Annotated in this window: 24 protein-coding genes; 14 read left to right on the top strand and 10 right to left on the bottom strand. The window is 52.3% G+C overall.

The features are described 5' to 3' along the window. Positions 1-44 precede the first annotated feature (44 nt). The 5 genes from P0D43_RS11905 (at position 45) to P0D43_RS11885 (ending at position 5,695) form a co-directional block, all read left to right on the top strand. Positions 45-1,496 (top strand): ATP-binding protein, encoded by a 1,452-nt coding sequence (locus tag P0D43_RS11905; protein WP_394672512.1) that lies wholly within the window; start codon positions 45-47, stop codon positions 1,494-1,496. After that, positions 1,493-2,194, top strand: a complete 702-nt coding sequence (locus P0D43_RS11900; RefSeq protein WP_394672511.1) for a response regulator — start codon at positions 1,493-1,495, stop codon at positions 2,192-2,194. The genes P0D43_RS11905 and P0D43_RS11900 overlap by 4 nt, the downstream gene beginning before the upstream one ends. A 73-nt stretch (positions 2,195-2,267) precedes the next feature. After that, positions 2,268-4,157: a potassium transporter Kup gene (locus P0D43_RS11895; protein WP_341237999.1), complete on the top strand. Its 1,890-nt coding sequence runs from the start codon at positions 2,268-2,270 to the stop codon at positions 4,155-4,157. 53 nt (positions 4,158-4,210) lie between these two features. Next, positions 4,211-4,420 carry a DUF3820 family protein gene (locus P0D43_RS11890; RefSeq protein WP_138518445.1) on the top strand — a complete coding sequence of 70 codons (210 nt, stop codon included), beginning with the start codon at positions 4,211-4,213 and terminating at the stop codon, positions 4,418-4,420. Between the two features lie 24 nt (positions 4,421-4,444). Then, entirely contained in the window at positions 4,445-5,695 is a 1,251-nt protein-coding gene (locus P0D43_RS11885) for a TIGR03862 family flavoprotein (protein WP_394672510.1), read from the top strand. On the opposite strand, the gene P0D43_RS11880 is transcribed toward P0D43_RS11885, so the two are convergent. Continuing rightward, positions 5,685-6,389 carry a class I SAM-dependent methyltransferase gene (locus P0D43_RS11880; RefSeq protein WP_394672509.1) on the bottom strand — a complete coding sequence of 235 codons (705 nt, stop codon included), beginning with the start codon at positions 6,387-6,389 and terminating at the stop codon, positions 5,685-5,687. The two genes, P0D43_RS11885 and P0D43_RS11880, sit on opposite strands and share 11 nt — an antisense overlap. Before the next feature lie 27 nt (positions 6,390-6,416). Beyond that, the gene (locus P0D43_RS11875; protein WP_394672508.1) at positions 6,417-7,148 is read right to left on the bottom strand and encodes an NYN domain-containing protein; all 732 of its coding nucleotides are present in this window, start codon (positions 7,146-7,148) and stop codon (positions 6,417-6,419) included. A 143-nt stretch (positions 7,149-7,291) separates the two neighbouring features. On the opposite strand from P0D43_RS11875, the gene P0D43_RS11870 reads away from it, so the two are divergent. Further along, positions 7,292-8,131, top strand: coding sequence for an SDR family NAD(P)-dependent oxidoreductase (locus tag P0D43_RS11870; RefSeq protein WP_341237970.1), 840 nt, complete (start codon positions 7,292-7,294; stop codon positions 8,129-8,131). Positions 8,132-8,146: 15 nt separating this feature from the next. Then, positions 8,147-9,127 (top strand): NADPH:quinone oxidoreductase family protein, encoded by a 981-nt coding sequence (locus P0D43_RS11865; RefSeq protein WP_159570812.1) that lies wholly within the window; start codon positions 8,147-8,149, stop codon positions 9,125-9,127. Between the two features lie 5 nt (positions 9,128-9,132). Here the strand turns inward: P0D43_RS11865 and P0D43_RS11860 are convergent, their stop codons facing one another. The 3 genes from P0D43_RS11860 to P0D43_RS11850 all read right to left on the bottom strand — a co-directional run bounded on the left by P0D43_RS11860 (position 9,133) and on the right by P0D43_RS11850 (position 11,055). Continuing rightward, positions 9,133-9,531 carry a GreA/GreB family elongation factor gene (locus P0D43_RS11860; protein WP_394672507.1) on the bottom strand — a complete coding sequence of 133 codons (399 nt, stop codon included), beginning with the start codon at positions 9,529-9,531 and terminating at the stop codon, positions 9,133-9,135. A gap of 219 nt (positions 9,532-9,750) precedes the next feature. Further along, on the bottom strand, positions 9,751-10,374 hold the full coding sequence (locus P0D43_RS11855) for an LON peptidase substrate-binding domain-containing protein (protein WP_341237968.1): 624 nt from the start codon (positions 10,372-10,374) through the stop codon (positions 9,751-9,753). A 45-nt stretch (positions 10,375-10,419) separates the two neighbouring features. Continuing rightward, positions 10,420-11,055, bottom strand: a complete 636-nt coding sequence (locus tag P0D43_RS11850) for a LysE family translocator (protein ID WP_394672506.1) — start codon at positions 11,053-11,055, stop codon at positions 10,420-10,422. Positions 11,056-11,159: 104 nt separating this feature from the next. On the opposite strand from P0D43_RS11850, the gene P0D43_RS11845 reads away from it, so the two are divergent. Both P0D43_RS11845 and P0D43_RS11840 read left to right on the top strand, forming a co-directional pair. Then, positions 11,160-12,011 carry a LysR substrate-binding domain-containing protein gene (locus P0D43_RS11845; RefSeq protein WP_394672505.1) on the top strand — a complete coding sequence of 284 codons (852 nt, stop codon included), beginning with the start codon at positions 11,160-11,162 and terminating at the stop codon, positions 12,009-12,011. Between the two features lie 68 nt (positions 12,012-12,079). Beyond that, positions 12,080-12,907 (top strand): MBL fold metallo-hydrolase, encoded by an 828-nt coding sequence (locus P0D43_RS11840; RefSeq protein ID WP_394672504.1) that lies wholly within the window; start codon positions 12,080-12,082, stop codon positions 12,905-12,907. Between the two features lie 7 nt (positions 12,908-12,914). Here P0D43_RS11840 and P0D43_RS11835 read toward each other — a convergent pair whose 3' ends face one another. The 5 genes from P0D43_RS11835 to P0D43_RS11815 are packed head-to-tail and all read right to left on the bottom strand — an operon-like array spanning position 12,915 to position 18,288. After that, the gene (locus tag P0D43_RS11835) at positions 12,915-13,688 is read right to left on the bottom strand and encodes an enoyl-CoA hydratase/isomerase family protein (protein WP_394672503.1); all 774 of its coding nucleotides are present in this window, start codon (positions 13,686-13,688) and stop codon (positions 12,915-12,917) included. 20 nt (positions 13,689-13,708) lie between these two features. After that, complete coding sequence (locus P0D43_RS11830) at positions 13,709-15,175, bottom strand: LVIVD repeat-containing protein (protein WP_394672502.1); 1,467 nt, start codon at positions 15,173-15,175, stop codon at positions 13,709-13,711. Positions 15,176-15,194: 19 nt separating this feature from the next. Beyond that, a complete protein-coding gene (locus P0D43_RS11825; protein ID WP_159570791.1) occupies positions 15,195-15,854 on the bottom strand; it encodes a DUF305 domain-containing protein in 660 nt (219 codons plus the stop codon). A 59-nt stretch (positions 15,855-15,913) separates the two neighbouring features. Next, positions 15,914-16,954, bottom strand: coding sequence for an NAD(P)H-dependent flavin oxidoreductase (locus P0D43_RS11820; protein ID WP_394672501.1), 1,041 nt, complete (start codon positions 16,952-16,954; stop codon positions 15,914-15,916). A gap of 14 nt (positions 16,955-16,968) precedes the next feature. Then, on the bottom strand, positions 16,969-18,288 hold the full coding sequence (locus P0D43_RS11815; protein ID WP_394672500.1) for an MFS transporter: 1,320 nt from the start codon (positions 18,286-18,288) through the stop codon (positions 16,969-16,971). A 144-nt stretch (positions 18,289-18,432) separates the two neighbouring features. Between P0D43_RS11815 and cyoA the strand changes: the two genes are divergently transcribed. From cyoA to P0D43_RS11790, 5 genes are read left to right on the top strand one after another with little or no spacing between them, the layout of a single operon-like run. Next, positions 18,433-19,479 (top strand): ubiquinol oxidase subunit II, encoded by a 1,047-nt coding sequence (gene cyoA / locus P0D43_RS11810; protein ID WP_394672499.1) that lies wholly within the window; start codon positions 18,433-18,435, stop codon positions 19,477-19,479. Then, positions 19,460-21,463: a cytochrome o ubiquinol oxidase subunit I gene (gene cyoB, locus P0D43_RS11805; RefSeq protein ID WP_394672498.1), complete on the top strand. Its 2,004-nt coding sequence runs from the start codon at positions 19,460-19,462 to the stop codon at positions 21,461-21,463. Before cyoA ends, cyoB begins: the two co-directional genes overlap by 20 nt. Next, positions 21,456-22,091, top strand: a complete 636-nt coding sequence (gene cyoC / locus P0D43_RS11800; RefSeq protein WP_394672497.1) for a cytochrome o ubiquinol oxidase subunit III — start codon at positions 21,456-21,458, stop codon at positions 22,089-22,091. The genes cyoB and cyoC overlap by 8 nt, the downstream gene beginning before the upstream one ends. Further along, a complete protein-coding gene (gene cyoD, locus P0D43_RS11795; protein WP_394672496.1) occupies positions 22,088-22,489 on the top strand; it encodes a cytochrome o ubiquinol oxidase subunit IV in 402 nt (133 codons plus the stop codon). The genes cyoC and cyoD overlap by 4 nt, the downstream gene beginning before the upstream one ends. Beyond that, positions 22,486-23,220 (top strand): SURF1 family protein, encoded by a 735-nt coding sequence (locus P0D43_RS11790; protein WP_159570772.1) that lies wholly within the window; start codon positions 22,486-22,488, stop codon positions 23,218-23,220. The genes cyoD and P0D43_RS11790 overlap by 4 nt, the downstream gene beginning before the upstream one ends. Positions 23,221-23,227 lie beyond the last annotated feature (7 nt).

The raw sequence follows: 23,227 nt of genomic DNA, 5'->3' as shown, positions 1-23,227 counted from the left end.
GATCACTTGATTTTCGGAAGCATGTGCCGGTATAAACTGGGCAAATGCGACTTAACTCTTTGATATTCGGAATGTGGGGCATTGCCCTGTGGGCCACCCTGATGTTGGTGCTTGCCTACCCGCACGACTGGGTTACGATTTCCAATGCGCCCGTGGTGCTCATTCTGGTGTCCTCCATCTATTCCCTTTTATTGCCTTTGGCGCTTTCGCTGGCACTCAGCGCGCTTGCGGTGCTCATGTTCAACTACCAAATGGTGCCCCCCGTGCACACATTTCATGTTGACCTTCACGAGCATGGCATTTTGCTGATCACAATGATGGGCGTGTCGTGGCTAATCACCTATTTGTTGCGACGGCAAAAGCAAATTGCGGCGCTTGAACGGCAACAGGCGCAGCGCACCTTGCAGCTGATGCAATGGAGTGAAACGCTGCGAGAGGTCGACAAGCCGGAACAGCTTCTTTCAGATTTACAGCAGTTGTTGTTTGGCATGGCCGAGGGTTGTGCACAAGTGGTTGTGGAGTTTACTGCTACGGAGGTTGATTCACTGAATGCTGCACAAATCAAAGCGTTCAATGCCTGCCTGAAAGAGAACAAGGCGCTGGGGAAAAGCACTGGGCGTTACGACAACCTTGAAGACCTTTACCTGCCCATGCGTGGAAAATCGAAAGCCTATGGTGTGTGCGTGTGTGTGGGTGGTGATATTGATTTTAACGAGACCTTGTGGGTGCGGGACGCACAGGCACTGTTGGATCAAATGGGCCTTGCCTGCGAGCGCCGAGACAATGTGTTGCGCGCCCAAAGTGCACGTGAATCGGCACAAACCCAGAAAACCCGCAGCTTGTTTTTAACATCGATTGCCCACGATCAGCGCACACCGCTGGCCAGTATCATGACTTCCGCCTCGGCGATACTGGAACAAACTGACCGTTTGAGCAAAGATGAAATTCGGCATTATGCTGAGTTGATTCAAGAGGAATCACAGCAGGTGGCGCGCCTTACCGACAACACGCTGACTTTGGCGCGGCTTAGTGGTGAACAGGTGCAGGTGCCCATGCAACTGGAATCGGTTGAGGACATGGTAGCGGCCGTGTTGCAGCGCCTGAGAAAACGCAAGACCCTGTATTTGCCCACCGTGAAAGTTGATGCTGGCTTGCCCTTGGTGAATTGCAATATGGTGCTGGTGGAGCAGGTGTTGGACAATTTGATTGACAATGCCATGAAACATTCGGGCGCACCCGGTTCAGTTGAACTGCTTGTGTTGCAACAGCAGAATGAGGTGGTGTTTCAATTGGCAGACCGTGGCCAGGGCATGCAGGGTCAACATAAATTGCAGGGTGATGAATTCCGGGGTTTGGGCATTGGCTTGCAGCTTTGCCATGCCGTGGCGCAAGTTCATTCGGGCCGTTTGAATTTTTCCTCGTCAACAAATTCAGGGCAAGGCGTGTTGGTCACTTTTGCCTTGCCTCTGGCCGCTGTGCAGGAACAACGCGCATGAGCATTCGTATTTTGTTAATTGAAGACGACCGGGAGCTTGGCAGGGCGCTGCGCAACACCTTGAGCACGGAAGGGCATTCAGTGGCCACGGCGGCCAGTTTGTCTGAAGCCAAGGCCTTGTTGGCCAATCAGCCCGACGGGCAGGCTTTTGATTTGTATTTGCTTGATTTGGGTTTGCCCGATGGCGATGGCAAAAGCTTTCTACAACTGGCCCGCCGGGCAGGCAGTGCACCAGTGATTGTGATTTCAGCGCGCCCGCATGAAGACAGCAAAATTGAATTACTGGATGCCGGGGCTGACGACTACCTGGTGAAGCCCTTTAACGTAGGCGAGTTATTGGCACGCATCCGTGTGGCCTTGCGCCACCGTGGCAATTTGGCGCAGCCAGCCACTTTGATGTATCAGCGTGATGGTTTGAACATTGACCTGGTGAAGCGTGAAATTACCCTGCAAGGCGCTGAAATCAAATTAACGCCCACCGAGTATGAGTTACTGGCTCGCCTGGTGCGAAGTGCCGGGCAGGCCGTAAGCCATCGGCAATTGTTGGCTGATGTGTGGGGTGCGGAGTACCTTGAGCACACCCAATACACCCGCTTGTATGTTGGCCAGTTGCGCGCGAAAATTGAGAACAACCCCGCAGACCCACACTTTATTTTGACGGAAACCGGTGTTGGCTATCGTATGTTAGCCAGCGAATAAGTTTCCTTATAACTTCCTTATATGTTGCAGCGCATGATGCAGGCTGTTTTCACACTGCAGATGCGTTGCAAACATGAACAAACCCGAATCAAAAGACAAAACCAAAGCTGGTCTGGCCGCACTTACCTTGGGTGCCATCGGCGTTGTGTACGGCGACATTGGGACCAGCCCGCTGTACACAGTTAAGGAAGTGTTTGGCGAGAACAGTGGCGTGCCATTGAATCCAGAGAATCTAACTGGCGCCATTTCGGTCATTTTTTGGGCCTTGATGTTGGTGGTCACTTTGAAGTATGTGATCCTGATTTTGAAGGCTGACAACAATGGTGAAGGCGGTGGCTTGGCGTTGACAGCCTTGGCTTCGGAAGCGGTGCGAAAAAATCCCGGATTGAAAACTGTTTTGTTATTAGTGGGTGTGTTTGGTGCCACGCTTTTTTATGGCGACAGCGTAATTACACCAGCCATTTCAGTGCTAGGTGCCATGGAAGGGCTGACGCTGATTACGCCCACCTTAACGCCCTACATTATTCCGCTTAGTGTATTGATCCTGATTGGGCTGTTTGCTGTTCAACGCCACGGTACTTCGGTGGTGGGCAAGTTTTTTGGCCCTGTTATTGTTGTGTGGTTTATTACCTTGGGCGTGGTGGGCATTGTCAATATTGCCAGTGCACCCAAAATTTTATACGCACTGAACCCGGTGCATGCCGTTCAATTTGTGCTCGACAGAGGATGGGGTTTGTTTGCTGCATTTGGCGCAATTGTGTTGGCATTAACCGGCGCAGAAGCGCTATATGCCGACATGGGACACTTCGGGAAAAAACCAATTCGGCTAGCATGGACATTCTTTGTTTTTCCAAGCCTTGCTTTGAATTACCTGGGGCAGGGGGCTTTGTTGATTGCAGACCCCAGCGCCATTGAAAATCCATTCTATCGTTCGTTCCCCGAAACCATGGTAATTCCTGCATTGGCCTTGGCCACCATGGCCGCCATTATCGCATCGCAGGCGGTTATTTCTGGTGCGTATTCCATGAGCAAGCAAGCCATTCAGCTGGGCTTTTTACCGCGCATGAAAATTCAGTACACCTCCGCCAAAGAGTCGGGCCAAATTTACATGCCCGCCGTAAACTGGTTGTTGTTGGCGGGTGTTTTGCTGGCGGTGTTGATGTTCCAGAATTCTTCCAACCTGGCGGGCGCATATGGCATTGCCGTGACCCTGACCATGTTGATTACCACCACGCTGACCTACTTTGTGATTCGTCACAGCTGGGGCCTGCCTGCATGGTTGTCGGTGGGGGCCACCATCTTCTTCATTCTGATCGACATACTGCTGGTGGTTAGCTGCGCATTCAAATTGCTGGATGGCGGCTGGTTTCCGATCGTGTTGGGCTTGGCCTTGTTTGTAGCCATGTCTACCTGGTGGCGTGGCCGCAAGTTGCTGATGAAAAGCATTCAGAAAGACGGTATTGATTTGAACGATTTTTTGCCCACGCTGAATGTGGATCAAATTAACCGTGCTTACCGCACTGCAGTGTACCCGGTGGCTGACCCTGACAAAGTACCCATGGCTTTGCTGCACAACTTGAAACACAACCAGGTGCTGCATGCATCGAATGTAATATTGACGGTGGTGTTTGAAAGTGTGCCGTGGGTTGGCAATTTGAACCGCGTTGAGGTGAAGTCGCTAAGCCGCGGGTTTTGGCAAGTGACGGTGCGCTATGGCTTTATGAACACGCCTGACATTCCCAAGGCTTTGGAGTTGACTGACGAGGTTGGCCTTAAAGTTTCTCTGTTCGAAACCACTTACTTTTTAAGCCGCGAAACTGTGGTGCCCACGGCGGGGTCGGGCATGGCGAAGTGGCGCGAGCAATTGTTCGCCACCATGAGCCGCAATGCGGGTGGCGTAGTGGATTTTTTCAGATTGCCCTCGAATGCGGTGGTGGAGTTGGGTACGCGGGTACAGATTTAACGCGCAAGGGTAAACCTTGCTGGGCGGCGGGTTTCATGCTTTATAATTTTTAAATGAATCCAGACGATCTACAAAAGCTTGTGACCATGAAAATGCCTTTTGGTAAGCACCAGGGCAAGTTGCTTGCAGACCTGCCCGGCAATTACCTGAACTGGTTTGCCCGTGAGGGCTTTCCGAAAGGTGAAATTGGTCGTTTGCTTGCCTTGATGCAGGAAATTGACCACAACGGTTTAAGCCACTTGCTCAAACCACTTCGCAATTAAACTTCAAATTAAGCCTATCACTGCATGCCTGACACCTTGAATAAATCAGTGGCCATTGTTGGCGGCGGTCCTGCGGGCTTGATGGCCGCGGAGGTGCTCAGCAATGCGGGCGTGCAGGTGGATGTGTTTGATGCCATGCCTTCGTTTGGACGCAAGTTTTTGTTGGCTGGCATTGGTGGGCTCAACATTACGCACAGCGAAGAGTACACAAAGTTTTGTGCCCGCTATGCAGACCGGCAACCGCATTTACAAGCCACACTTGATTTGATGACACCGGAGCAATTGTGCGAATGGGTGCATGGTTTGGGTATTGAAACTTTTGTGGGTACCTCAGGCCGGGTGTTCCCGAAGGAAATGAAAGCAGCCCCTTTGTTGCGTGCCTGGTTGCATCGATTGCGAAGCAAGGGTGTGCGCATGCATGTGCGCCACCGGTGGCAAGGTTGGGGCGCGCAGGGTCAATTGCAATTTTCTACGCCGAATGGTTCAGTTGAATGTTCACCCACGGCCACAATACTGGCGCTGGGCGGTGCAAGCTGGCCCAAGCTCGGTTCCGATGGTGCGTGGGTGCCCCTCTTGCGTGGCGCTGGTGTTGGCGTGGCTGAACTTGAAAGCGCGAATTGCGGTTTTGAGGTGAAGTGGAGCGATTACCTTCGCGAGAAATTTGCAGGCGCACCACTTAAATCGGTGGCTTTGAAATTTACCAACTTGCAAGGTCTGGAAACCGAGCGGCCAGGTGAAATGGTGATTGGCCAGTACGGTGTTGAGGGCAGCTTGATTTACGCTTTTTCGCGTGAAATTCGCCAACGGTTGAATGCGCAGGGCAGCGCAACTTTCACGCTCGATTTGTTGCCGGGGCGCAGTGTTGAACGGGTTCGAACTGACGTGGCGGGTTTGGCTCGCAGCAGTCAGTCCATGTCCAGCTACTTCAAGAGTAAATTGGGAATTGCAGGCGTGAAGTTGGCCCTGTTGCATGAAGTGTTGGGTAAAGATGATTTCAAGAATTCTGACAAACTGGTTTCAACCATCAAGGCCCTGCCGATTACTGTTCACGCAACACGCCCCATCGACGAGGCAATTAGCACAGCAGGTGGCGTGTGTTTTGAAGGCATGGACAGCAATTACATGCTGACGAACAAGCCGGGTACATTTGTGGCAGGTGAAATGCTGGACTGGGAAGCACCCACTGGCGGTTATTTGCTCACTGCCTGTTTTGCAACCGGAATGGCTGCAGGGCAGGGCGTGTTGCGCTGGGATTACGACTCAATTACGGATTGATGAACGTAATCATGTTCTGCCAGCTCAGACTTTCGGCTTTGTCGTATTTCAGCCCCAGGTTTTCCGCTTCTTTTTGAACCTGCGCCACGCTCATGGTGTGCAGCGCTTTGATCGGCACATCGGGGTCAAAGGCCCTGTATTCTACAAACACAATTTTTCCGCCTTTTTTTACAGCCTTCATCAGCGATTGAAGCGTTTCACGCGGGTATTCAAGCTCGTGATACACATCGACCATAATCGCCACATCCAGTATTCTGTCGGGCAGGTTCAAGTTTTTCTCGCCCGATTGTCGAATTTGCATGCGGCCTTTGGGTAAACCATCTGCCTTCTTTTGCAGAATTTTGATCATTTGCGGCTGAATATCAACTGCCCAAACCACACCGTTCGGTGCAATTTTGTCGGCGATCATTTGGGCAATGTGCCCTGTGCCCGCGCCAATGTCGCCTACCACCATGCCGGGTTTTAAATTCAATTTCTGGATCAGCAAATCGGTGCGCTCTTCTTCAAGGCGTTGCGGGCGCTCAAGCCAGGGCGCACCTTGCCAACCCATTACTTTTGAAATTTGACGGTCGCAATACGATTTGCCAATTCCATCGGGGTGGGGGTTGGCAATGGTGGCGTAGGTGCATGCTGCCCATGTTGATGTGTTCAGCGCAAAAAATATCAGCAGTGTGCTAAGGATCAGCCTAAGCATTTGCGAGCTTGATTGGTGCATATAAATTTATTTGTCGTTGTTGTTCTCATTGGATTCTCTGAGCGTCACCCAATGCGTTCCGCCCTCGTATTTGGTTATTAAATCCGGAAAAGTCTTTACCATTTCGAGTAATCCGGAATGACCAAATTTTTTCGGTGTAAAGCCCGGATCGCTACGACGCAAGTAATTGCCGAGCGCACCCAAACCTACCCATCCTTCTGGGGAGTCCGTCACCAACAAAGCCACGGCTGACTTGAGCATTTTGGGTTTTTGCTTCTTGGCAACTGGCTTAGGCTGATCCTTGCTAGGGGTGGTCTCTGGTGGTTGGAATTCGAAAAACTGATCGGTTGCATTGCGCAGTGCATCAGGTGTTTTTTCTTCTCCGACGATATAAACCATTGCGCTGCGTTCTCTCAGCTTTCTGCACAAATAGGCAAAGTCGGAGTCACTGGTCACCAGGCAAAAAGTGTCAACTCGTTCATCAAACAACATTTCAACCGCATCCAGTGCCAACGCAATGTCTGCAGTGTTCTTGCCTGAGGCATATTGATATTGCAGACAGGGTGTGAATGCCAAGCGAACCAGGGCCTCTTGCCACTTGTTGGCCAGGGTTGAATGATTTCCGTAACCACGACGCACCACCACCCGACCAAATTGTGCAACCACGCGAAGGGCATACTCCAGAATTTCCGGTGTGGTGTTGTCGCAGTCCACAAGCACTGCGACACGTCTTTCCTGGCTATTGATTTCTGATGTCATATGATTCTCTGAAGTATCTGTAGTCAATATTAGCAGTTCGCTTCTAGTTCGACACAGTAGCCCAAATTCATCTCACCTTCTGCTAATCTGGTTTGGCTCGCTAGAGGCACACTGAACAATAAAAGCAAACGGAGACGTGAACAATGAAAGAATTCAACGGCAAAACCGCCGTGATCACTGGGGCGGCCAGTGGCATTGGTTTGGCTTTGGCCAAACATGCGGCAGCACAGGGCATGAACGTGGTGCTGGCCGACATTGATGAGGCTGCACTTCTTGCGGCGACAGAACAACTGAACTTGTCGGCTGATCGGGTGTTGGCGTTGCGCATCGATGTGCGCCATGCAGCAGAAATAAAATCCCTTGCCGATGCAGCATATTCAAAATTCAACGCCGTGCATTTGCTGTTCAATAATGCGGGAGTGGCCTTGGCGCGCACCACGTGGGAACACACCGTGGCCGATTGGGAATGGGTGTTGCAGGTGAACCTGTGGAGTGTGGTGCACGGCATTTCTGAATTTCTTCCCCGCATGCAAGCACAAGGCGGCGCGGCGCATATTGTGAACACAGCCTCGGTGGCCGGGTTGGTGTCTAACCCCGGCATGGCGGCTTACAACGTGAGTAAGCACGGTGTGGTAACGCTAAGTGAAACCTTGAGCCTTGAGCTTCAAATGACTCAATCAACGGTGGGTGTTTCTCTGTTGTGCCCGGCATGGGTACCGACAGGCATTGGCAATTCCGAGCGCAACCGACCCAGTGATGTGGCGCAAACCATGCCAATCGAGGGATTTTCTGCTCAACTGAACAAGCGAATTGGCAAGGCAATTGCCAGCGGGCAGTTAACTGCAGATGACATGGCCGTGGAAACTTTCAATGCAATTTCAGAGAACCGTTTCTATGTGATTCCACACAGCTACATGTTCCCGGTGATTGAAACCCGTATGCAAGAAATTCTGGGGCAACAAAATCCCACACTGCCAAAATAAGAAGGAGACAAAACAATGAAAGCATTGCTGTGTAAAACTTTGGGACTGCCCGACACGCTGGTGCATGAGGAAACAGCTGACCCGCAGCCGGGCCCAGGCCAAGTGGTGGTGGACATGAAAGCCGCTGGTGTTAATTTTCCCGATGCCTTGATTATCCAGGGCAAGTATCAGTTCAAGCCTGCCTTGCCCTTTGCGCCGGGCGCAGAACTGGCTGGTGTGGTGGCTGCACTGGGTGACGGTGTAAAGAACGTGAAAGTGGGCGACCGCGTGATTGCAATGTGCACACACGGTGCCTTCGCTGAAAAAGTGCTGGTGCAAGCCAAGCAGATTATCCCTATGCCTGCGGCCATTGATTTCGAAACTGCTGCCTCGTTCACCTTGGCCTATGGCACTTCCTACCACGCGTTGAAAGCCCGTGGACAACTAAAAGAAGGTGAAACCCTGTTGGTGTTGGGTGCTGCAGGTGGCGTGGGTTTGGCTGCTATTCAAATTGCCAAGGCCTTGGGTGCGAAAGTGATTGCAGCCGCTTCTACGGAAGAAAAGCTGGCCATTTGCAAAGAGAACGGAGCTGATGAATTAATTAATTACAGCACCAGCGATTTGCGTGAACGCGTGAAAGAATTGACTGGCGGTAAAGGTCCGAATGTTATTTTTGATCCGGTGGGCGGCAAGTATGCTGAACCGGCATTTCGCAGCATTGGCTGGAGTGGGCGCTATTTGGTGATCGGTTTTGCAGACGGTGAAATTCCAAGTATTCCACTGAATTTGCCCTTGCTTAAAGGCGCAGCGATTGTGGGTGTATTTTGGGGTGACTTTGTGAATCGTCAGTTGTTCGATTTCATCAAAGACCTGGGTGAAATGTTTGCCTTGATCGAACAAGGCAAACTGAAGCCACTGGTGTCCAAGGTGTATCCACTCTCGCAGGGCGCACAGGCCCTGCAAGATTTGTTGGACAGAAAAGTGGTGGGCAAGGTGGTGATCACAGCCAACACTTAAACAACTTAAGTTGTGTAATCGCCGCTGGCCTCGGGCTGAAACAGAATTTCCTTCACCACTGCGAAATGCTGTTCTCCGCTCGGGGTTGCCCATTGTGCCAGCGCGCCCGCTTTACGACCCAATAAGCTGGCACCCACAGGCGACAGTATGGAAATATAGCCTTTCGCAGGTTCAGCATCGTTGGGGTAACACAGCATCAGTTTGTTGCTGTGTCCACTTTCTGTTTCAACTACGGTAAAAAGGCTGTTCATTGTGATCACATCGGAAGGAATTTCTTGCGGCGTGATCACTTCAGAATCATCAATCGCCTCCAGCAATTCCGGCGGGAATGGAGCAGTCAATTTGGAAATGCGAGCCAAATCCAGTTCGTTCATCAATCGCTCGGGCGTGCGTAATTTCTTCATGTTTAACTCTCAGGCTGTTGCGCTTGAAGTGTGCCCGGCGATGCGTGTTGTGTGCGCGAATTGGGTAGGGTGGGTGATCGCCGGGCTTAAGAATGTGCGGCCGGCGGGCAAACACGCGCGCGGCAGCGTGCCTTGCAGTTGAGCAAGGCGAGCAGTACGGCTGCAGCATGTTTTTTGAAGGTAGGCATGGAGCAATGGTAGGTCGCATTGCTGGTTTGGTCAACTTTTGAGCAAACCTTGCGCTGCCAAAGTGTCGTCAATCAACTCAAGCCGCAGCAATGGGTTGTCCAAAGCCAGCAGTTGTAGTTTGGTGGGCTTGTCCAGGGGCAGCAGTTCGCACCAACGGTTGGCAACCCAGCCGCTATCCATCAATTTATAGGGTTTGCGAAATGGCAATTGATCCTCGGCAATTCCTTGCTCGTCGATTGAGTTGATCAGGTTGGCCAGGGCATTGGCGCTGCCTTGCAGGTAGTCGGGTATTTCAACCACGGAGTCAGCGGGCAGGGTTTGTATCTCGCCCATCCACAAACCATTTTTTTCTTGTTCGGCATTCAGCAATTTGAAACGCTGTGTTCCCACGGTGGAAATATTCATCAATGTGGGCGTGGTGAATTCGTGGTGTTCAATATTGACCAGTGTGCCGAACTTGGCCAACTGAATTTGTTCATCGGGGCGACGAACTTCATTGCCATCGAGCAGGCTGACCACCCCAAAGGGTGTGTTGTCACGCAGGCATTTTTTCATCAAGTCGAGATAGCGCACCTCGAAGATTTGAAGATTCAAAACACCTTGTGGATACAGGACTGTTGCCAACGGAAACAGTGGCATGGGCGCTTGCGACATGGGGTACTTCCTTCGGTAAAACTGACCGTAACACACTACAGCATATCAACCCAAAGCCTGCAATGCCATCTCTGCGCTCAAGGTCAGCAAGGTAACACCCATCACCACACGCTGAGTCAACAGCCAGCCAGGTTTACGCGCAAGAAAAGCAGCCATGCTGCCCGAGAACAGGGCCATGCCAGCATTCACGAAGGCGAACATGAAGATTAACAAGCCGCCGTAAAAAAGCGACTGCTGCAACACTTCGCCTTGGGTTTCATCAATGAATTGCGGCAACAAAGTGAGAAAAATCAGAGCCAGTTTTGGGTTCAACAAACTGGTGGTGGCACCCATCGCGAATAGTTTGCCTGTATGTTCGCGCGGTAAGTGGTCGCGAATTTCAAGTGGTGAACGACCGCCGGGGCGAATGGCATTCCAGCCCAGCCAACCCATGTACACCGCACCACAGGCGCTGAGTATTTGCGCAGCATGAGGCTGTGTTTTAAAAAAGGCAGTAATTCCAAATGCAGCACCAAACAAGTAAAAAAGGTAGCCCACAATGACGCCGCCCAGCGAAGTCAGCCCGGCGCGCCGACCTTGTGTTATTGAGCGTGAGATCACGTAAATCATGTTGGGGCCGGGGGTAATGGACAGCAAACTGCCCACCACTAAAAATGCATACAGTGAACTCAGGTCTTGCACTTGAAGAATTCCTTGTTGAGTGAATTGCGAGGTGAATTATTGAATGCTGGATAAATTTCGTAAAACGAATTAAATTGAAGTAATTATTCAGAAAAACTGATGAAATGAAAAAACTCGATCTGGATGCCTTGGCCATGTTGGTTGCAGTAGCTGACTCGGGCAGTTTCGCGGCGGGTGCTACTTTGGTACATCGCTCGCCGTCAGCGGTCAGCATGCAGATCAAGGGGCTGGAGAGCCTGCTGGGCAAGCCTCTGTTTTTGCGCGACACCCGAAACCTTGAGTTGACAGCCGAGGGGCACACCTTGCTGGGCTACGCTCGACAAATGTTGGCTTTGCGTGATGAAGCGTTTGCAGAATTAACCCGACCTGCATTGACTGGGCGTGTCAGCATCGGTGTGCCCGATGACTATGCTTCGTCTTTGCTGCCACCGGTGTTGCGGAAATTTTCTGCCACTTATCCCCGGGTGGAAATACAGGTGGTGGGCCGACCCAGCCAGCACATTGCGCAAATGCTGAAAGACAATGAAGTGGATTTGGCCGTGATTACACGAACCAAGGGTTGCCCGGGGGTATTGTTGCGCATGGAACCCTTGGTGTGGGCGGGCTCGCCCAGCAACAAAAATATCTGGAAAGAGCGCCCGTTGCCGCTTGCTGTGTTTGGTGAGGGCAGCACCGCACGTGCCCATGCTCTGAAAGCCTTGCAGCAAGCAAAAATTCCCTATCGCATGTCGTACGAAAGCCCGGCCGTGCAGGGTTTGGTGAGTATGGTAGACGCTGGCCTTGCAATTGCGCCCTTGGCCCAGTGTGGCGTGCCTTCGCACCTGGTGCGACTGGGTACAGCGGAGGGCTTGCCACCGTTGCAGCCCGTGGAGGTGGTGTTGTCCAGAAGTTCGAAATCCAAGCGCCCGCCTTGTGATTATTTTGCTGAATTGTTGGTTCAGGAGTTGGAGAATTGAACAGCTTAAGGCATTGTGGATGGGTTGCAATTTAAACTGAATACACACAACCACACGGAATCTGACTGATGAAAATTCACCACATGAATTGCGGCACCATGTGCCCGATCTGTAAACGCTTGATCAACGGCAGTGGTGGTTTTTTTGAACGGGCGAACATGGTGTGCCATTGCTTGTTGGTTGAAAGCGAGCAGGGTCTTGTTTTGGTGGATACCGGCGTGGGCACGGGCGATATACTCGAGCCCAAAAGGCGCTTGGGCACCGGTTTTATGGCCATGTTGGCACCACGATTGAAAATGGAAGAAACAGCCATTGAGCAAATCAAGACCATGGGGTTTAAAGCGAGTGATGTGAAGCACATTGTGCCGACTCACCTCGACTTGGACCATGCAGGCGGTTTGAGCGATTTTCCCGATGCGCAGGTGCATGTGTTTGAGCCAGAACACCGGCATGCGATCAACCCGAGTTTGCGCGATTCCATGCGATTCAGAAAAGCGCAGTTTGAGCATGGCCCACAGTGGGTCATTCATTCAGAACCAGTTGAAACCTGGTATGGCTTTCAAGCCATTCGCCCGGTTACCGGTGTTGACTTGCTGATGGTGCCCTTGATTGGACACACCCGCGGCCATGTGGGTGTGGCGGTGAAGCAGGGCAACGAGTCGGGTAGTAAGTGGCTACTGCATTGTGGCGATGCTTATTTTCACCGCAGCGAAGTGGCATTGAAGCACGAAGACCCCATGCCTGCGGGCGTGGCATTTTTTGAAAAGCTGGTGCAAACATTGCCTGCAGAGCGCGTGGCCACGCAGGCGCGTTTGCGTGAGTTGGTGAAAAGCAGCGGCGATGAAGTTGAGCTGTTCTGTGCGCACGACCCCGTGGAGTACGCGCGCTACAGTTGAAACAGATTTAGCTTTTTGCTTTCAGCGCTGCAGCCAATTGTGCTTGCAGCGCATCAATGCGCTGGTGGTTGTCTTCTGAACCGATGTAACTTCTGAACAGCCATTCTTGAGTTCGCATGGACATGTCCAAATCCTGGTTCAACACCACATTCGAAAGCCGCTTCGTTTCAGCCAAGCAGGCGCGGTCGTATTGCGCCATGTCGCGTGCAATTTGCGCAACCGAGCTTAGTAGTTCACCTTCGGGAAACACCTTACTGACATAGCCCAAGCGCTCGGCTTCAGCCGCATCATAAATGCGACCAGTTAGCGCCACTTCCTTGGCGCGACCCATGCCAATGATGCGCCACAGCGGATCCATGATGGGGGTCAGCGACAGCACAATTTCACGCTGCCCGAACTTGGCGCGTGTTGATGCGTAACGAATGTCGCACATCATGGTCAAGTCGAACCCACCTGCAATTGCGGCGCCGCCCACAGCGCAAATCACGGGTTGTTCGCAAAACAAAATTGCACGGTATGCGCGGTGAAACAGGGCAGTGTAGGCTTCGTTGTTAACCTTTTCCAGTTTGCGAATTTCGTTCAGGTCAAAGCCTGCTGAAAAATATCGCTCGCCACCGGTGAACACAATCACGTTCACATCTTGCCTTGTACCCAGCGCGTTGAACATCGCCGTTACTTCTTCAAGCACGTCGGGTGCCAAGGCATTGCCCTTGTCGGGCCGGTTGATTGTGACAGTGGCCACGCGTTCTGCTACTTCAAGATTCAAATACTGAAAGTTCATTGAGATAAATTCCGGTTGAATTATTTCCAAGCGTTGTTGGTGACCTTGACCACATAAAAGCCTTGGTAACCATCGGTGTACCAAATCTCTTTGCGTTCAGGCACAAATGCCGGGCTGGACATGGCCCAGTTGCTGGCAGGTGCTGGCAAAGTTAACACACGCGGCTTCACCGGAGCGTTGAAATAGGCCACTTCAACAGGGTTGGCGGGGTCGCGAATATCAAAAATTCGCAAACCAGACAAAATCATGCTGCAAGCAACAATGGTGGGGTTCACACGCGTTGGAATGTTGCAGTAATGCCCTGCGTAACCACCTGTGGGGTTTTGTGCGCCCGGGTCGTTGGCAATTTCTTCGCGGTTGGCAATGTTGTGTACATCAAGCCGCAAGTTTGAAATGACCTTGGGTTTTGTTTCATCTGAAATATCGATAATTCGAGCCGCGCCCACATTGGGACCATTCGCGCCCACTGGCAAGGGTCCATTGTTGCCACCTGAATATTCGTCAACTTCCATCACATACTTTTTGCCATTGCTGGTAAACGGAATGGCGTTTTGTGGAATGCTCACGGTGTCCCAAGATACGCGGGAAATTTCTCGCACTTCCGGGTTGGCTTTGCGGGCCTGAATATCAGAAATATCCAGAATCAGCATGCCAGCAGGGTCGCCAATGCTGGCCACATAGGCGCGGTTGCCATCGGGGCTAATCGACAAGCCGTGTGATGAATATTGCCCTGCCCAAAGTGGGCGTGGCAGGCTTGGGTTGGAAATATCGAGCGCCACGAGTGTTGATGTACCAGGCGAGCCCGAGAAGAATGTTTTGCCGTCGGGAGAAATACCGCTTTCATGGCCAAACAGGCCCAAAGGGGTGGATGATTTCAACACAGGGTTGCGGCAGTCTTCTGACACATCGTAAATATCAACAATGCCAGGTCCAAATGCCGGGTTACCCAACACCGCGGCTAGCACGCCGCCCTCCTGGCTTACCACCAGTGATTCATGCGGCGACAACATCGCAGGCGTAATCAAACGTGTAGTGCGCACTGGCTTGGTGGGGTCGCTCATGTCGAACACATTCACGCCCAGTTCCATGTCCAGAATATTGGTGGGGAACAACAAGGTGCTGTCTGCGAATGCGCAGTCGCGACCTGCTTTGTCGCGGTAGCGTTCCACTTTGAAGCCACCTACGGTACCGATCACGCGTTCAGGCGCGAACGAGCCCACCATTTGTGTGTTGCACGTAAAACCAGCTGTGGCCAGGCCTGCGTCATGGTCTGCCTGCGAAACGCGGCCTTGCATGCCCGTTTCAGGGCGCGAGCCCGGGCCGCATTGGCTTTGCGGTGTGGCGGTTACATTCAAACCGTTGACCACTTGACTGGAATTGGTGCGCGCACCCACGTTGCTGCTGGAATCTGAGCCGCCCAGGCAGCCCGCGACCAGCGTGGGCAACAACAAGGCGGCGAGTACCACTTGTGTCGGTTTCTTTAACATGATTGGGAATGTCTCCATTTCAGGAATTTTTGATTTGTTGTAATTTCAATTGGATCCAGCCAATCTCCATGCCTTGGTCGCGGATCATGCTGCTGGCCAGGGCTTTAACCAGGCTGGACTGGCCGTTTCGGTTTGCAAACCAGGCCATGGGAATGGCTGCACGGTGGTGGGCCAGCATCAGCTCAAGAAAAAGAACTTCTTTCTCTGAACCCTTGGCATTTTTGAGTTGTTCCAGTTGCTCCGGTGTGGCAATGCCAGCCATGGCGCCACCGTCGGCTTTGCATTGGGCCTGGTACAACTGGTCATCCAGATGGCGCACATGGCTTGCGTTTTCCACCCAAGCCATGGGCTGACCTGCCAACATCACGGGTTCATTCCAGGCTGTGAGCCAACCTTCCATCACGCCCATTTCCCGCGTCTGTTTCATGATGATGGACTGAGCCAAGGCTTGAATTTCAGGAGACGCTTCGCTGCGCATCATCATCGACATTTGAATGGCCTGGGCATGGTGCAACAGCATGCTGCGTGCAAAGCCCGAGTCAATGGCGCTGACAGTGCTGGCTGGTTTACTTGTGGTTTTGTAAGTGAAGATACCCGCGACAAGCGCCAGAACGAGAAGCGCGCATAGCGCAATCAGCACGTTTTTTCGGCGTGAGGCGGGGTTTGTGGGGTGTTGCATGTCTCGTGAAGTTGTTGTGATGTTTATACCACTTCTACTTCAAAAAACCTCTATTGGATTCAGTCCTTTACGGGCAAAAGAGTACTGACAAGTCGGCGCGTTGTCTCGGCTGCAGCCGTTGCAGTGCATTCACTGGCGTTTTGGCCCGCCCACAATGGCGAAAAGTCACCAGAGCCCATGCTTTCCGCCTTGGCTCGCAAGGGGGCAATGCCAGGTGTGGCCAATGGAAACTCGGGAGGTGATTCAGACAAAGCCCCCAATTCGCGAATGACACGGTTCACAATGCCGCGCGCTGGCCGACCGCTGAACAAGTTCGTCAGCGCCGTGTGGCGGGCCGCTTCACTTTGCAGGGCCTTGCGATGAATGGCGCTGGTGCTGCATTCTGGCGCAAGCAGGTAGGCTGTACCCACTTGCACTGCACTGGCACCCAGAGCCATTGCAGCTGCCACACCTTGTGGATTGGCAATTCCACCTGCTGCAATCACCGGTACTTGAACTGCTTTAACAACTTGGGGCAGCAGGGCGAACGTACCCATTTGCAAGTTCAAATCATGATTCAGAAAATGCCCGCGGTGCCCGCCAGCTTCCAGCCCCTGCGCAATGATGAAATCGCAGCCATTGGCCTGCAACCAAATTGCTTCGTCAACCGTGGTGGCCGATGAAATAATTTGCGCACCCATGGCCTTCACGCGTTTCAGCAATTCCGGTTTTGGCAAGCCAAAATGAAAACTAACAATGGGCGGTTTGAATTCTTCAAGCAGTTCGGCTGACTCGGCATTGAAAGGCGTACGCCCTTGGCCACTAGGGAATTCATCAATATTCAAGCCAAATTCACGGTAATAAGGCGCAAGGGCGTTTTTCCATTTCAAATTGCGCGCTGCGTTAATTTCCGGTGGCGTGTGGGCGAAAAAATTGACGTTGTAAGGCTGGTCTGTACCAGCACGAATTGCCAGTAGTTCAGCACGAAGTTGTTCTGCCGAGAGCATGGCGCAGGGCAGGGAGCCCAGGCCACCAGCATTGCTGACTGCAATGCACAAGGCACTGGTTTGAACACCCGCCATGGGTGCCTGCACAATCGGGTATTTCGTGTTGAAAATCATATAAAACTTCAGGGTTAGTCTTTCAGCTCAAGTGCACGGTTCAGGCTCAGCGCGGCAAGTGAACCCACTGCACCCGAAAGCAGATACAAGCTTACGTATTCCAGGCCAAAGTGAGCAGCCAGACCCAAGGCCACCAGCGGCGCAAAGCCTGCGCCCACCAGCCAAGCCAAATCAGATGTAAGCGCCGCACCCATGTAACGATACTTTGCCTTGAAGTTGGCGGTGACCGCACCAGCGGCTTGGCCATAAGAAAGACCCAACAACACAAAGCCGATCAAGATGAATGCATTTTGACCACTGTAGCCACCATCCATCATGTGGGGTACAAAAAAGCTGAACAAGGCGATCAAAATGGCCAGAAAGCCCAATGTATTGCGACACCCCAGCTTGTCGGCAATCACACCACTCAACACGACTGAACCTGCGGCCAACACGGCACCTGCAATTTGAATCAGCAAAAATTCGGAAATGGAGCGCTCGGAGTGCAGTGCAATCCACGAGAGCGGAAATACGGTAACCACGTGGAACAGGGCATAGCTGGCCAATGCAGCCAACGCACCCACCAAAATATTATGGCCTTGCGAGCCCACAATTTCGGTCACTTTGACGGGTTGAAGTTCGCGTTCTTCCAGCAGGCGTGCGTACTCACTGGTGGCCACCAAGCGAAGGCGTGCAAACAAGGCCACTACGTTGATGGCAAATGCCACGTAAAACGGATAACGCCAGCCCCAATCCAGAAAGTCAGCGTTGGACAAGGCAGACAACAAATAGGCGAACAAGCCTGCTGCAATCACGAATCCCAAGGGCGCACCCAATTGACCCAGCATGGCGTACCAGCCGCGTTTGTTTTCAGGCGCATTCAAGGCCAAAAGCGATGGCAAACCATCCCAGGAACCGCCGAACGCAAGCCCTTGCCCGATTCGCAGTACCGACAACAACACGATAGAGGCGACACCCAGCGATGCGTACGTGGGCAGGAAGGCGATGCCGGCTGTAGAAATACCCAACATGAAAAGGGCCACAGTCAGTTTCGTTTCTCGTCCGAATTTTTGCTGCACCATCATGAGCGCCACTGTGCCGAATGGGCGGGCTATGAAGGCGAACGAGAAAATCAGGAAGGAATACAGGGTGCCAGTGAGCGGGTCTTCAAAAGGGAAGAACACTGCAGGAAATACCAACACTGACGCGATCGCATATACAAAAAAGTCGAAATACTCGGATGCGCGTCCGATGACCACCCCGATGGCGATTTCGCCCGGGGACACATTGCTGTTGCTGCCGTGATGGCCCGGTGTGACGCCTTGTTCCGCATGAATTGAACTTGTGCCGGACATTTGAACTTCTCCTCGAATCTTTGCTTGCTTGAATATTATTTTTATTTTCAATGGGTTGAAAGTGATATTTGCCAACTGGGACAATATGTCCACTGCCCATAGGCCACCCATGTCAGTAAATTAGCATGAAATCAATTCCTAACCATGCTGGGTATTATGTTCAAGCCACTGAAACGAAGTCTTTTGTTGGTGCCGCTTCTCCTGCTTGCAGGATGTAACACCATTGTGATGAATCCCAAGGGTGATATCGCTTCTCAACAGGCCGATTTGATCGTGTTATCGACGGTTTTGATGTTGATCATCATTGTGCCGGTGATTTTTCTGACCTGTTTTTTCGCATGGAAGTATCGCCAGGCCAACACGCAAGCTGAGTACGACCCTGAATGGGACCACTCCACCAAGCTAGAACTGGTGATCTGGGGCGCGCCACTGCTGATTATCATTGTGTTGGGCTTGGTGACCTGGGTAAGCACCCACAAACTCGATCCATATCGCCCGCTTGACCGAATCAACGCCAGCACGCCTTTGCCGGTAGACCACGAGCCACTGGTGGTTCAGGTGGTGTCACTGGACTGGAAGTGGCTGTTCATTTACCCAGAGCAAGGCATTGCGACCGTGAATGAATTGGTCACACCGGTGAACGTACCCGTGCGCTTCAAGATCACCTCCAGCACAGTGATGAATTCCTTCTACATTCCTGCGCTGGCTGGGCAGATTTATTCCATGGCTGGCATGGAAACAACTTTGAACGCGGTAATTAATGAAAAGGGCAGTTGGGAAGGTTTTTCTGCCAACTACAGCGGCGCCGGTTTTTCCCACATGCGCTTCAAGTACAACGGCGTAAGCCAGGAAGAGTTTGACAACTGGGTTGCACGCAACAAATCGTACGGAAAAGAACTGGACCGTGCTGCTTACCTTGAACTGGAAAAGCCCAGCACGAAGCACCCTGTCGAGCGTTTCGCCACAGTGGAACCAGAATTGTTCCACGCCATCGTCAACCGCTGCGTGATTGAAGGCACTGTGTGTATGGACACCCAAATGATGGCGGACTCCATGCGTAACCGAACCGATCTGTCTGCCGATGAATTGGCCGCATTGATCGAAGAAGCCATGTGCCGCATTCCGACCGACGACGCAAATCCACTCATCACTTCATCAAAGAAGAATGGCTATGACTCAGTATCCAATTGAAACAAGCCCGATATTCGGGCGGCTAACACTGAACGCGATTCCGTACTACGACCCCATCATCATGGGTACGCTGGCCGTGGCAATGGCGCTGGGTATCGTGATTCTTGCGCTAATTCACAAGCACCGTTTGTGGGGTACCTTGTGGCACGACTGGTTTACCAGCATTGACCACAAGAAGATCGGGATCATGTACATGATCCTGGGCTTGGTCATGATGATGCGCGGCTTTGCAGACGCCATCATGATGCGTGCACAGCAAGCCATTGCCTTTAACGGCAACGAGGGGTTTTTGCCACCACACCATTACGACCAGATTTTCACGGCCCACGGTGTGATCATGATTTTCTTTGTGGCCATGCCCTTGATCACTGGCTTGATGAACTACCTGATTCCGCTGCAAATTGGTGCGCGCGACGTGGCATTTCCCTTCCTGAACAACTTCAGTTTCTGGATGACCGCCATGGGTGCCGCGTTGATTATGGCGTCGCTGTTTGTGGGTGAATTCGCAATGACTGGCTGGCTGGCCTATCCACCGCTGTCCGGTATTTTCCAGAGTCCATACGTGGGGGTTGATTACTACATCTGGGCGCTACAAATTGCGGGGGTCGGAACCTTGCTCTCGGGTGTCAACCTGATCGTGACCATTGTGAAAATGCGTGCCCCCGGCATGAGCCTGATGAAAATGCCGATTTTCACTTGGACCTCCCTGTGTGCAAACGTGTTGATCGTGGCTGCCTTCCCTGTGCTTACCGCAGTATTGGGCATGTTGACCATGGACCGTTATTTGGGCACCAACTTCTTCACGAACGATCTTGGCGGTAACTCCATGATGTACGTGAACCTGATCTGGATTTGGGGCCACCCCGAGGTTTACATCTTGATCCTGCCGCTGTTCGGCGTGTTTTCTGAAGTGGTGTCTACTTTCAGCCGCAAGCGCCTGTTTGGTTACAGCTCCATGGTGTACGCCACGGTGGTCATTACCATTCTTTCTTACCTGGTTTGGTTGCACCACTTCTTCACCATGGGCAGCGGGGCCAGCGTGAATGCTTTCTTCGGCATCACGACCATGATTATTTCCATCCCTACGGGTGCGAAAATTTTCAACTGGCTGTTCACCATGTACAAGGGCAAAATCAGTTTCGAGTTGCCCATGATGTGGACCATTGCTTTCATGATCACCTTTGTGATCGGTGGCATGACTGGTGTGTTGCTGGCCGTACCGCCTGCTGACTTTGTCTTGCACAACAGCCTGTTCCTGATTGCGCACTTCCACAACGTGATTATTGGTGGTGTGTTGTTTGGTTTGTTTGCAGCCATTAACTTCTGGGCGCCCAAAGCGCTGGGTGTGAAGCTCAACGAGTTCTGGGGCAAGGTGTCTTTTTGGTTCTGGGTGATTGGTTTCTACTTCGCTTTCATGCCGCTGTACGTGTTGGGCCTGATGGGCGTTACGCGCCGCATGAGCCAGTTTGACGATCCCTCACTGCAAAGCTGGTTCCAGATCGCAGCCTTGGGTGCCGGCATGATTGCCGTGGGTATTGCGGCCATGTTGATGCAGTTCTATGCAACTTACCGTGATCGTGCCAAGTTGCGCGACACCACCGGCGATCCCTGGGGTGGCCGTACGCTGGAGTGGGCCACTTCAAGCCCACCTGCAGAGTACAACTTTGCATTCACACCCGTGGTGTACGACACCGACGCCTGGGCCGACATGAAAAAGAATGGCTACAAGCGCCCAAGCAGTGGTTTTGTCGACATTCACATGCCCAAGAACACCGCTGCTGGTTTCATTATTTCAGCAATCAGCGCTGTGATCGGCTTTGCCTTGGTGTGGCACATCTGGTGGCTTGCCGCAGGCGGTGCAGCGGCCCTCTTGGCGGCCGTGATTGCACACACATTCAATTACAAACGCGACTTTTACATCAAGGCCGATGTGGTGGCCAACACGGAAGCCGCGCGCACGAAACTGGAGCAAGCCCATGTCTGACTTAACAATCAATGCAGCCATGAACGAATCCGCTGACCCTAGTGCACGTTATTACGTGAAAGACCACCATCCGAAAAATGGTTCGTCGCTGGGCTTCTGGATTTACCTGATGAGCGACTGCCTGATTTTCGCTTGTCTGTTTGCAACCTATGCGGTGATTGGTCGCAACTACGCCGGTGGCCCCACCGGCGCAGAAATCTTCGACTTGAATCTGGTGGCTCTGAACACAGCATTTTTGTTGCTGAGTTCAATCACCTATGGCGTGGCCATGGTCGGCATGCAAAACCGCAACCAGAAGAAAACCATTCAGTGGCTTGCAATTACTGGCGTACTTGGTATGGCCTTTTTGGCAGTCGAAATCTACGAGTTCTGGCACTTCATCAGCATTGGCGCCACACCGCAAACCAGTGGCTTTCTAACGGCCTTCTTTGCCTTGGTGGGCACGCACGGTTTGCACGTGTTCTTCGGCATTATCTGGTTGGTGGTGTTGTTGTTCCAGTTGAAAAAACACGGGCTGATTCCTGAAAACCGCCGCCGCGTCATGTGCCTGTCCATGTTCTGGCACTTCCTCGACGTGATCTGGATCGGTGTGTTTACCTTCGTTTATTTGATGGGAGTATTGCCATGAGCGCACATCCACACAATACAAATGACCATCACGATCACCACGATGATGAAGATGAAGTGCATGTCAGCATGCGCGATTACACCATCGGCTTCGTGTTGGCGGTCATTCTCACCGTGATCCCTTTTGCTTTGGTCATGGGTGGTGTATTTGAAAGCTCGACCACCACTGCATTGCTTATTCTGGCTTTGGGTGCTGTTCAAATGGTGGTGCACATGGTTTACTTCCTGCACATGAACAGCAAATCGGAAGGTGGCTGGACCATGCTGGCTTTGATGTTCACCTTGATTATCGTGGTGATCACCTTGGTCGGTTCGATTTGGGTGATGTATCACCTGAACACGAACATGATGCCCGGCATGAATCACGAGGCCATTGAGTCGATTCAACAACTGAAGTGAAAAACAGCTCGACCAATACGGTAAAAAGGCTGCTGGGCTTTGCCCTGGCGGCCTTTTTTTTCCTTGCATTTTGTGCGCTGGGAACCTGGCAGGTTTATCGGCTGGATTACAAGCTTGATCTGATTGAGCGGGTAGACAATCGGGTGCATGCCCAGCCTGTTGATGCACCGGCCAAATCAGAATGGCCCGCGGTTAGCCGGAATACCCACGAATACCTGAACGTGAAAGTGCAGGGCGAATTGCTGCCTGAATACACCACCCGTGTGCAAGCCACCACAGCCTTGGGTGCGGGGCACTGGTTGATGACACCACTGCGCAATTCAGCGGGCAACATTGTCTGGATCAATCGGGGCTACATTCCGGTCAATGAAGCAGATCCCATGACAACGGAAAACACCCAAGGGCAGTTTGAAGTGCGCGGCCTGTTGCGAATCAGCGAAGCGGGCGGGGCGTTTTTAAGAGAGAACGACCCGGCCGGTCAACGTTGGTATTCTCGCGACATTGCGGCGCTGTCTGCCCACCATGGTTTGGAAGGTACCGCGCCTTACTTCATCGATGCTGGAACACCGCGCAACCTGGGCGAAGAAATCACAGGCTTTACCCCGAAATCTTATCCAGTGGATGGATTAACTGTGATCAAGTTTCACAACAGCCATTTGGTGTACGCCTTCACTTGGTATGCTTTGGCCTTGATGGTGGCGGGTGTCACTGTGTGGTTGAATCGAAAGTAGTCCGATC

The sequence above is a fragment of the Limnobacter sp. genome (genome assembly GCF_043511195.1).
In the GTDB taxonomy this organism is placed as follows: domain Bacteria; phylum Pseudomonadota; class Gammaproteobacteria; order Burkholderiales; family Burkholderiaceae_B; genus Limnobacter.
Note: the sequence above shows the minus strand (reverse complement) of the source record. Positions and strands in the feature narration are given on the sequence as shown.

What these genes read in the sequence shown, in the direction of transcription:
- P0D43_RS11905 (WP_394672512.1), top strand. Translation starts at nt 45, where the DNA reads ATGCGACTTAACTCTTTGATATTCGGAATGTGGGGCATTGCCCTGTGG.
- P0D43_RS11900 (WP_394672511.1), top strand. Translation starts at nt 1,493, where the DNA reads ATGAGCATTCGTATTTTGTTAATTGAAGACGACCGGGAGCTTGGCAGG.
- P0D43_RS11895 (WP_341237999.1), top strand. Translation starts at nt 2,268, where the DNA reads ATGAACAAACCCGAATCAAAAGACAAAACCAAAGCTGGTCTGGCCGCA.
- P0D43_RS11890 (WP_138518445.1), top strand. Translation starts at nt 4,211, where the DNA reads ATGAATCCAGACGATCTACAAAAGCTTGTGACCATGAAAATGCCTTTT.
- P0D43_RS11885 (WP_394672510.1), top strand. Translation starts at nt 4,445, where the DNA reads ATGCCTGACACCTTGAATAAATCAGTGGCCATTGTTGGCGGCGGTCCT.
- P0D43_RS11880 (WP_394672509.1), bottom strand. Translation starts at nt 6,389, where the DNA reads ATGCTTAGGCTGATCCTTAGCACACTGCTGATATTTTTTGCGCTGAAC.
- P0D43_RS11875 (WP_394672508.1), bottom strand. Translation starts at nt 7,148, where the DNA reads ATGACATCAGAAATCAATAGCCAGGAAAGACGTGTCGCAGTGCTTGTG.
- P0D43_RS11870 (WP_341237970.1), top strand. Translation starts at nt 7,292, where the DNA reads ATGAAAGAATTCAACGGCAAAACCGCCGTGATCACTGGGGCGGCCAGT.
- P0D43_RS11865 (WP_159570812.1), top strand. Translation starts at nt 8,147, where the DNA reads ATGAAAGCATTGCTGTGTAAAACTTTGGGACTGCCCGACACGCTGGTG.
- P0D43_RS11860 (WP_394672507.1), bottom strand. Translation starts at nt 9,531, where the DNA reads ATGAAGAAATTACGCACGCCCGAGCGATTGATGAACGAACTGGATTTG.
- P0D43_RS11855 (WP_341237968.1), bottom strand. Translation starts at nt 10,374, where the DNA reads ATGTCGCAAGCGCCCATGCCACTGTTTCCGTTGGCAACAGTCCTGTAT.
- P0D43_RS11845 (WP_394672505.1), top strand. Translation starts at nt 11,160, where the DNA reads ATGAAAAAACTCGATCTGGATGCCTTGGCCATGTTGGTTGCAGTAGCT.
- P0D43_RS11840 (WP_394672504.1), top strand. Translation starts at nt 12,080, where the DNA reads ATGAAAATTCACCACATGAATTGCGGCACCATGTGCCCGATCTGTAAA.
- P0D43_RS11835 (WP_394672503.1), bottom strand. Translation starts at nt 13,688, where the DNA reads ATGAACTTTCAGTATTTGAATCTTGAAGTAGCAGAACGCGTGGCCACT.
- P0D43_RS11830 (WP_394672502.1), bottom strand. Translation starts at nt 15,175, where the DNA reads ATGTTAAAGAAACCGACACAAGTGGTACTCGCCGCCTTGTTGTTGCCC.
- P0D43_RS11825 (WP_159570791.1), bottom strand. Translation starts at nt 15,854, where the DNA reads ATGCAACACCCCACAAACCCCGCCTCACGCCGAAAAAACGTGCTGATT.
- P0D43_RS11820 (WP_394672501.1), bottom strand. Translation starts at nt 16,954, where the DNA reads ATGATTTTCAACACGAAATACCCGATTGTGCAGGCACCCATGGCGGGT.
- P0D43_RS11815 (WP_394672500.1), bottom strand. Translation starts at nt 18,288, where the DNA reads ATGTCCGGCACAAGTTCAATTCATGCGGAACAAGGCGTCACACCGGGC.
- cyoA (WP_394672499.1), top strand. Translation starts at nt 18,433, where the DNA reads ATGCTGGGTATTATGTTCAAGCCACTGAAACGAAGTCTTTTGTTGGTG.
- cyoB (WP_394672498.1), top strand. Translation starts at nt 19,460, where the DNA reads ATGACTCAGTATCCAATTGAAACAAGCCCGATATTCGGGCGGCTAACA.
- cyoC (WP_394672497.1), top strand. Translation starts at nt 21,456, where the DNA reads ATGTCTGACTTAACAATCAATGCAGCCATGAACGAATCCGCTGACCCT.
- cyoD (WP_394672496.1), top strand. Translation starts at nt 22,088, where the DNA reads ATGAGCGCACATCCACACAATACAAATGACCATCACGATCACCACGAT.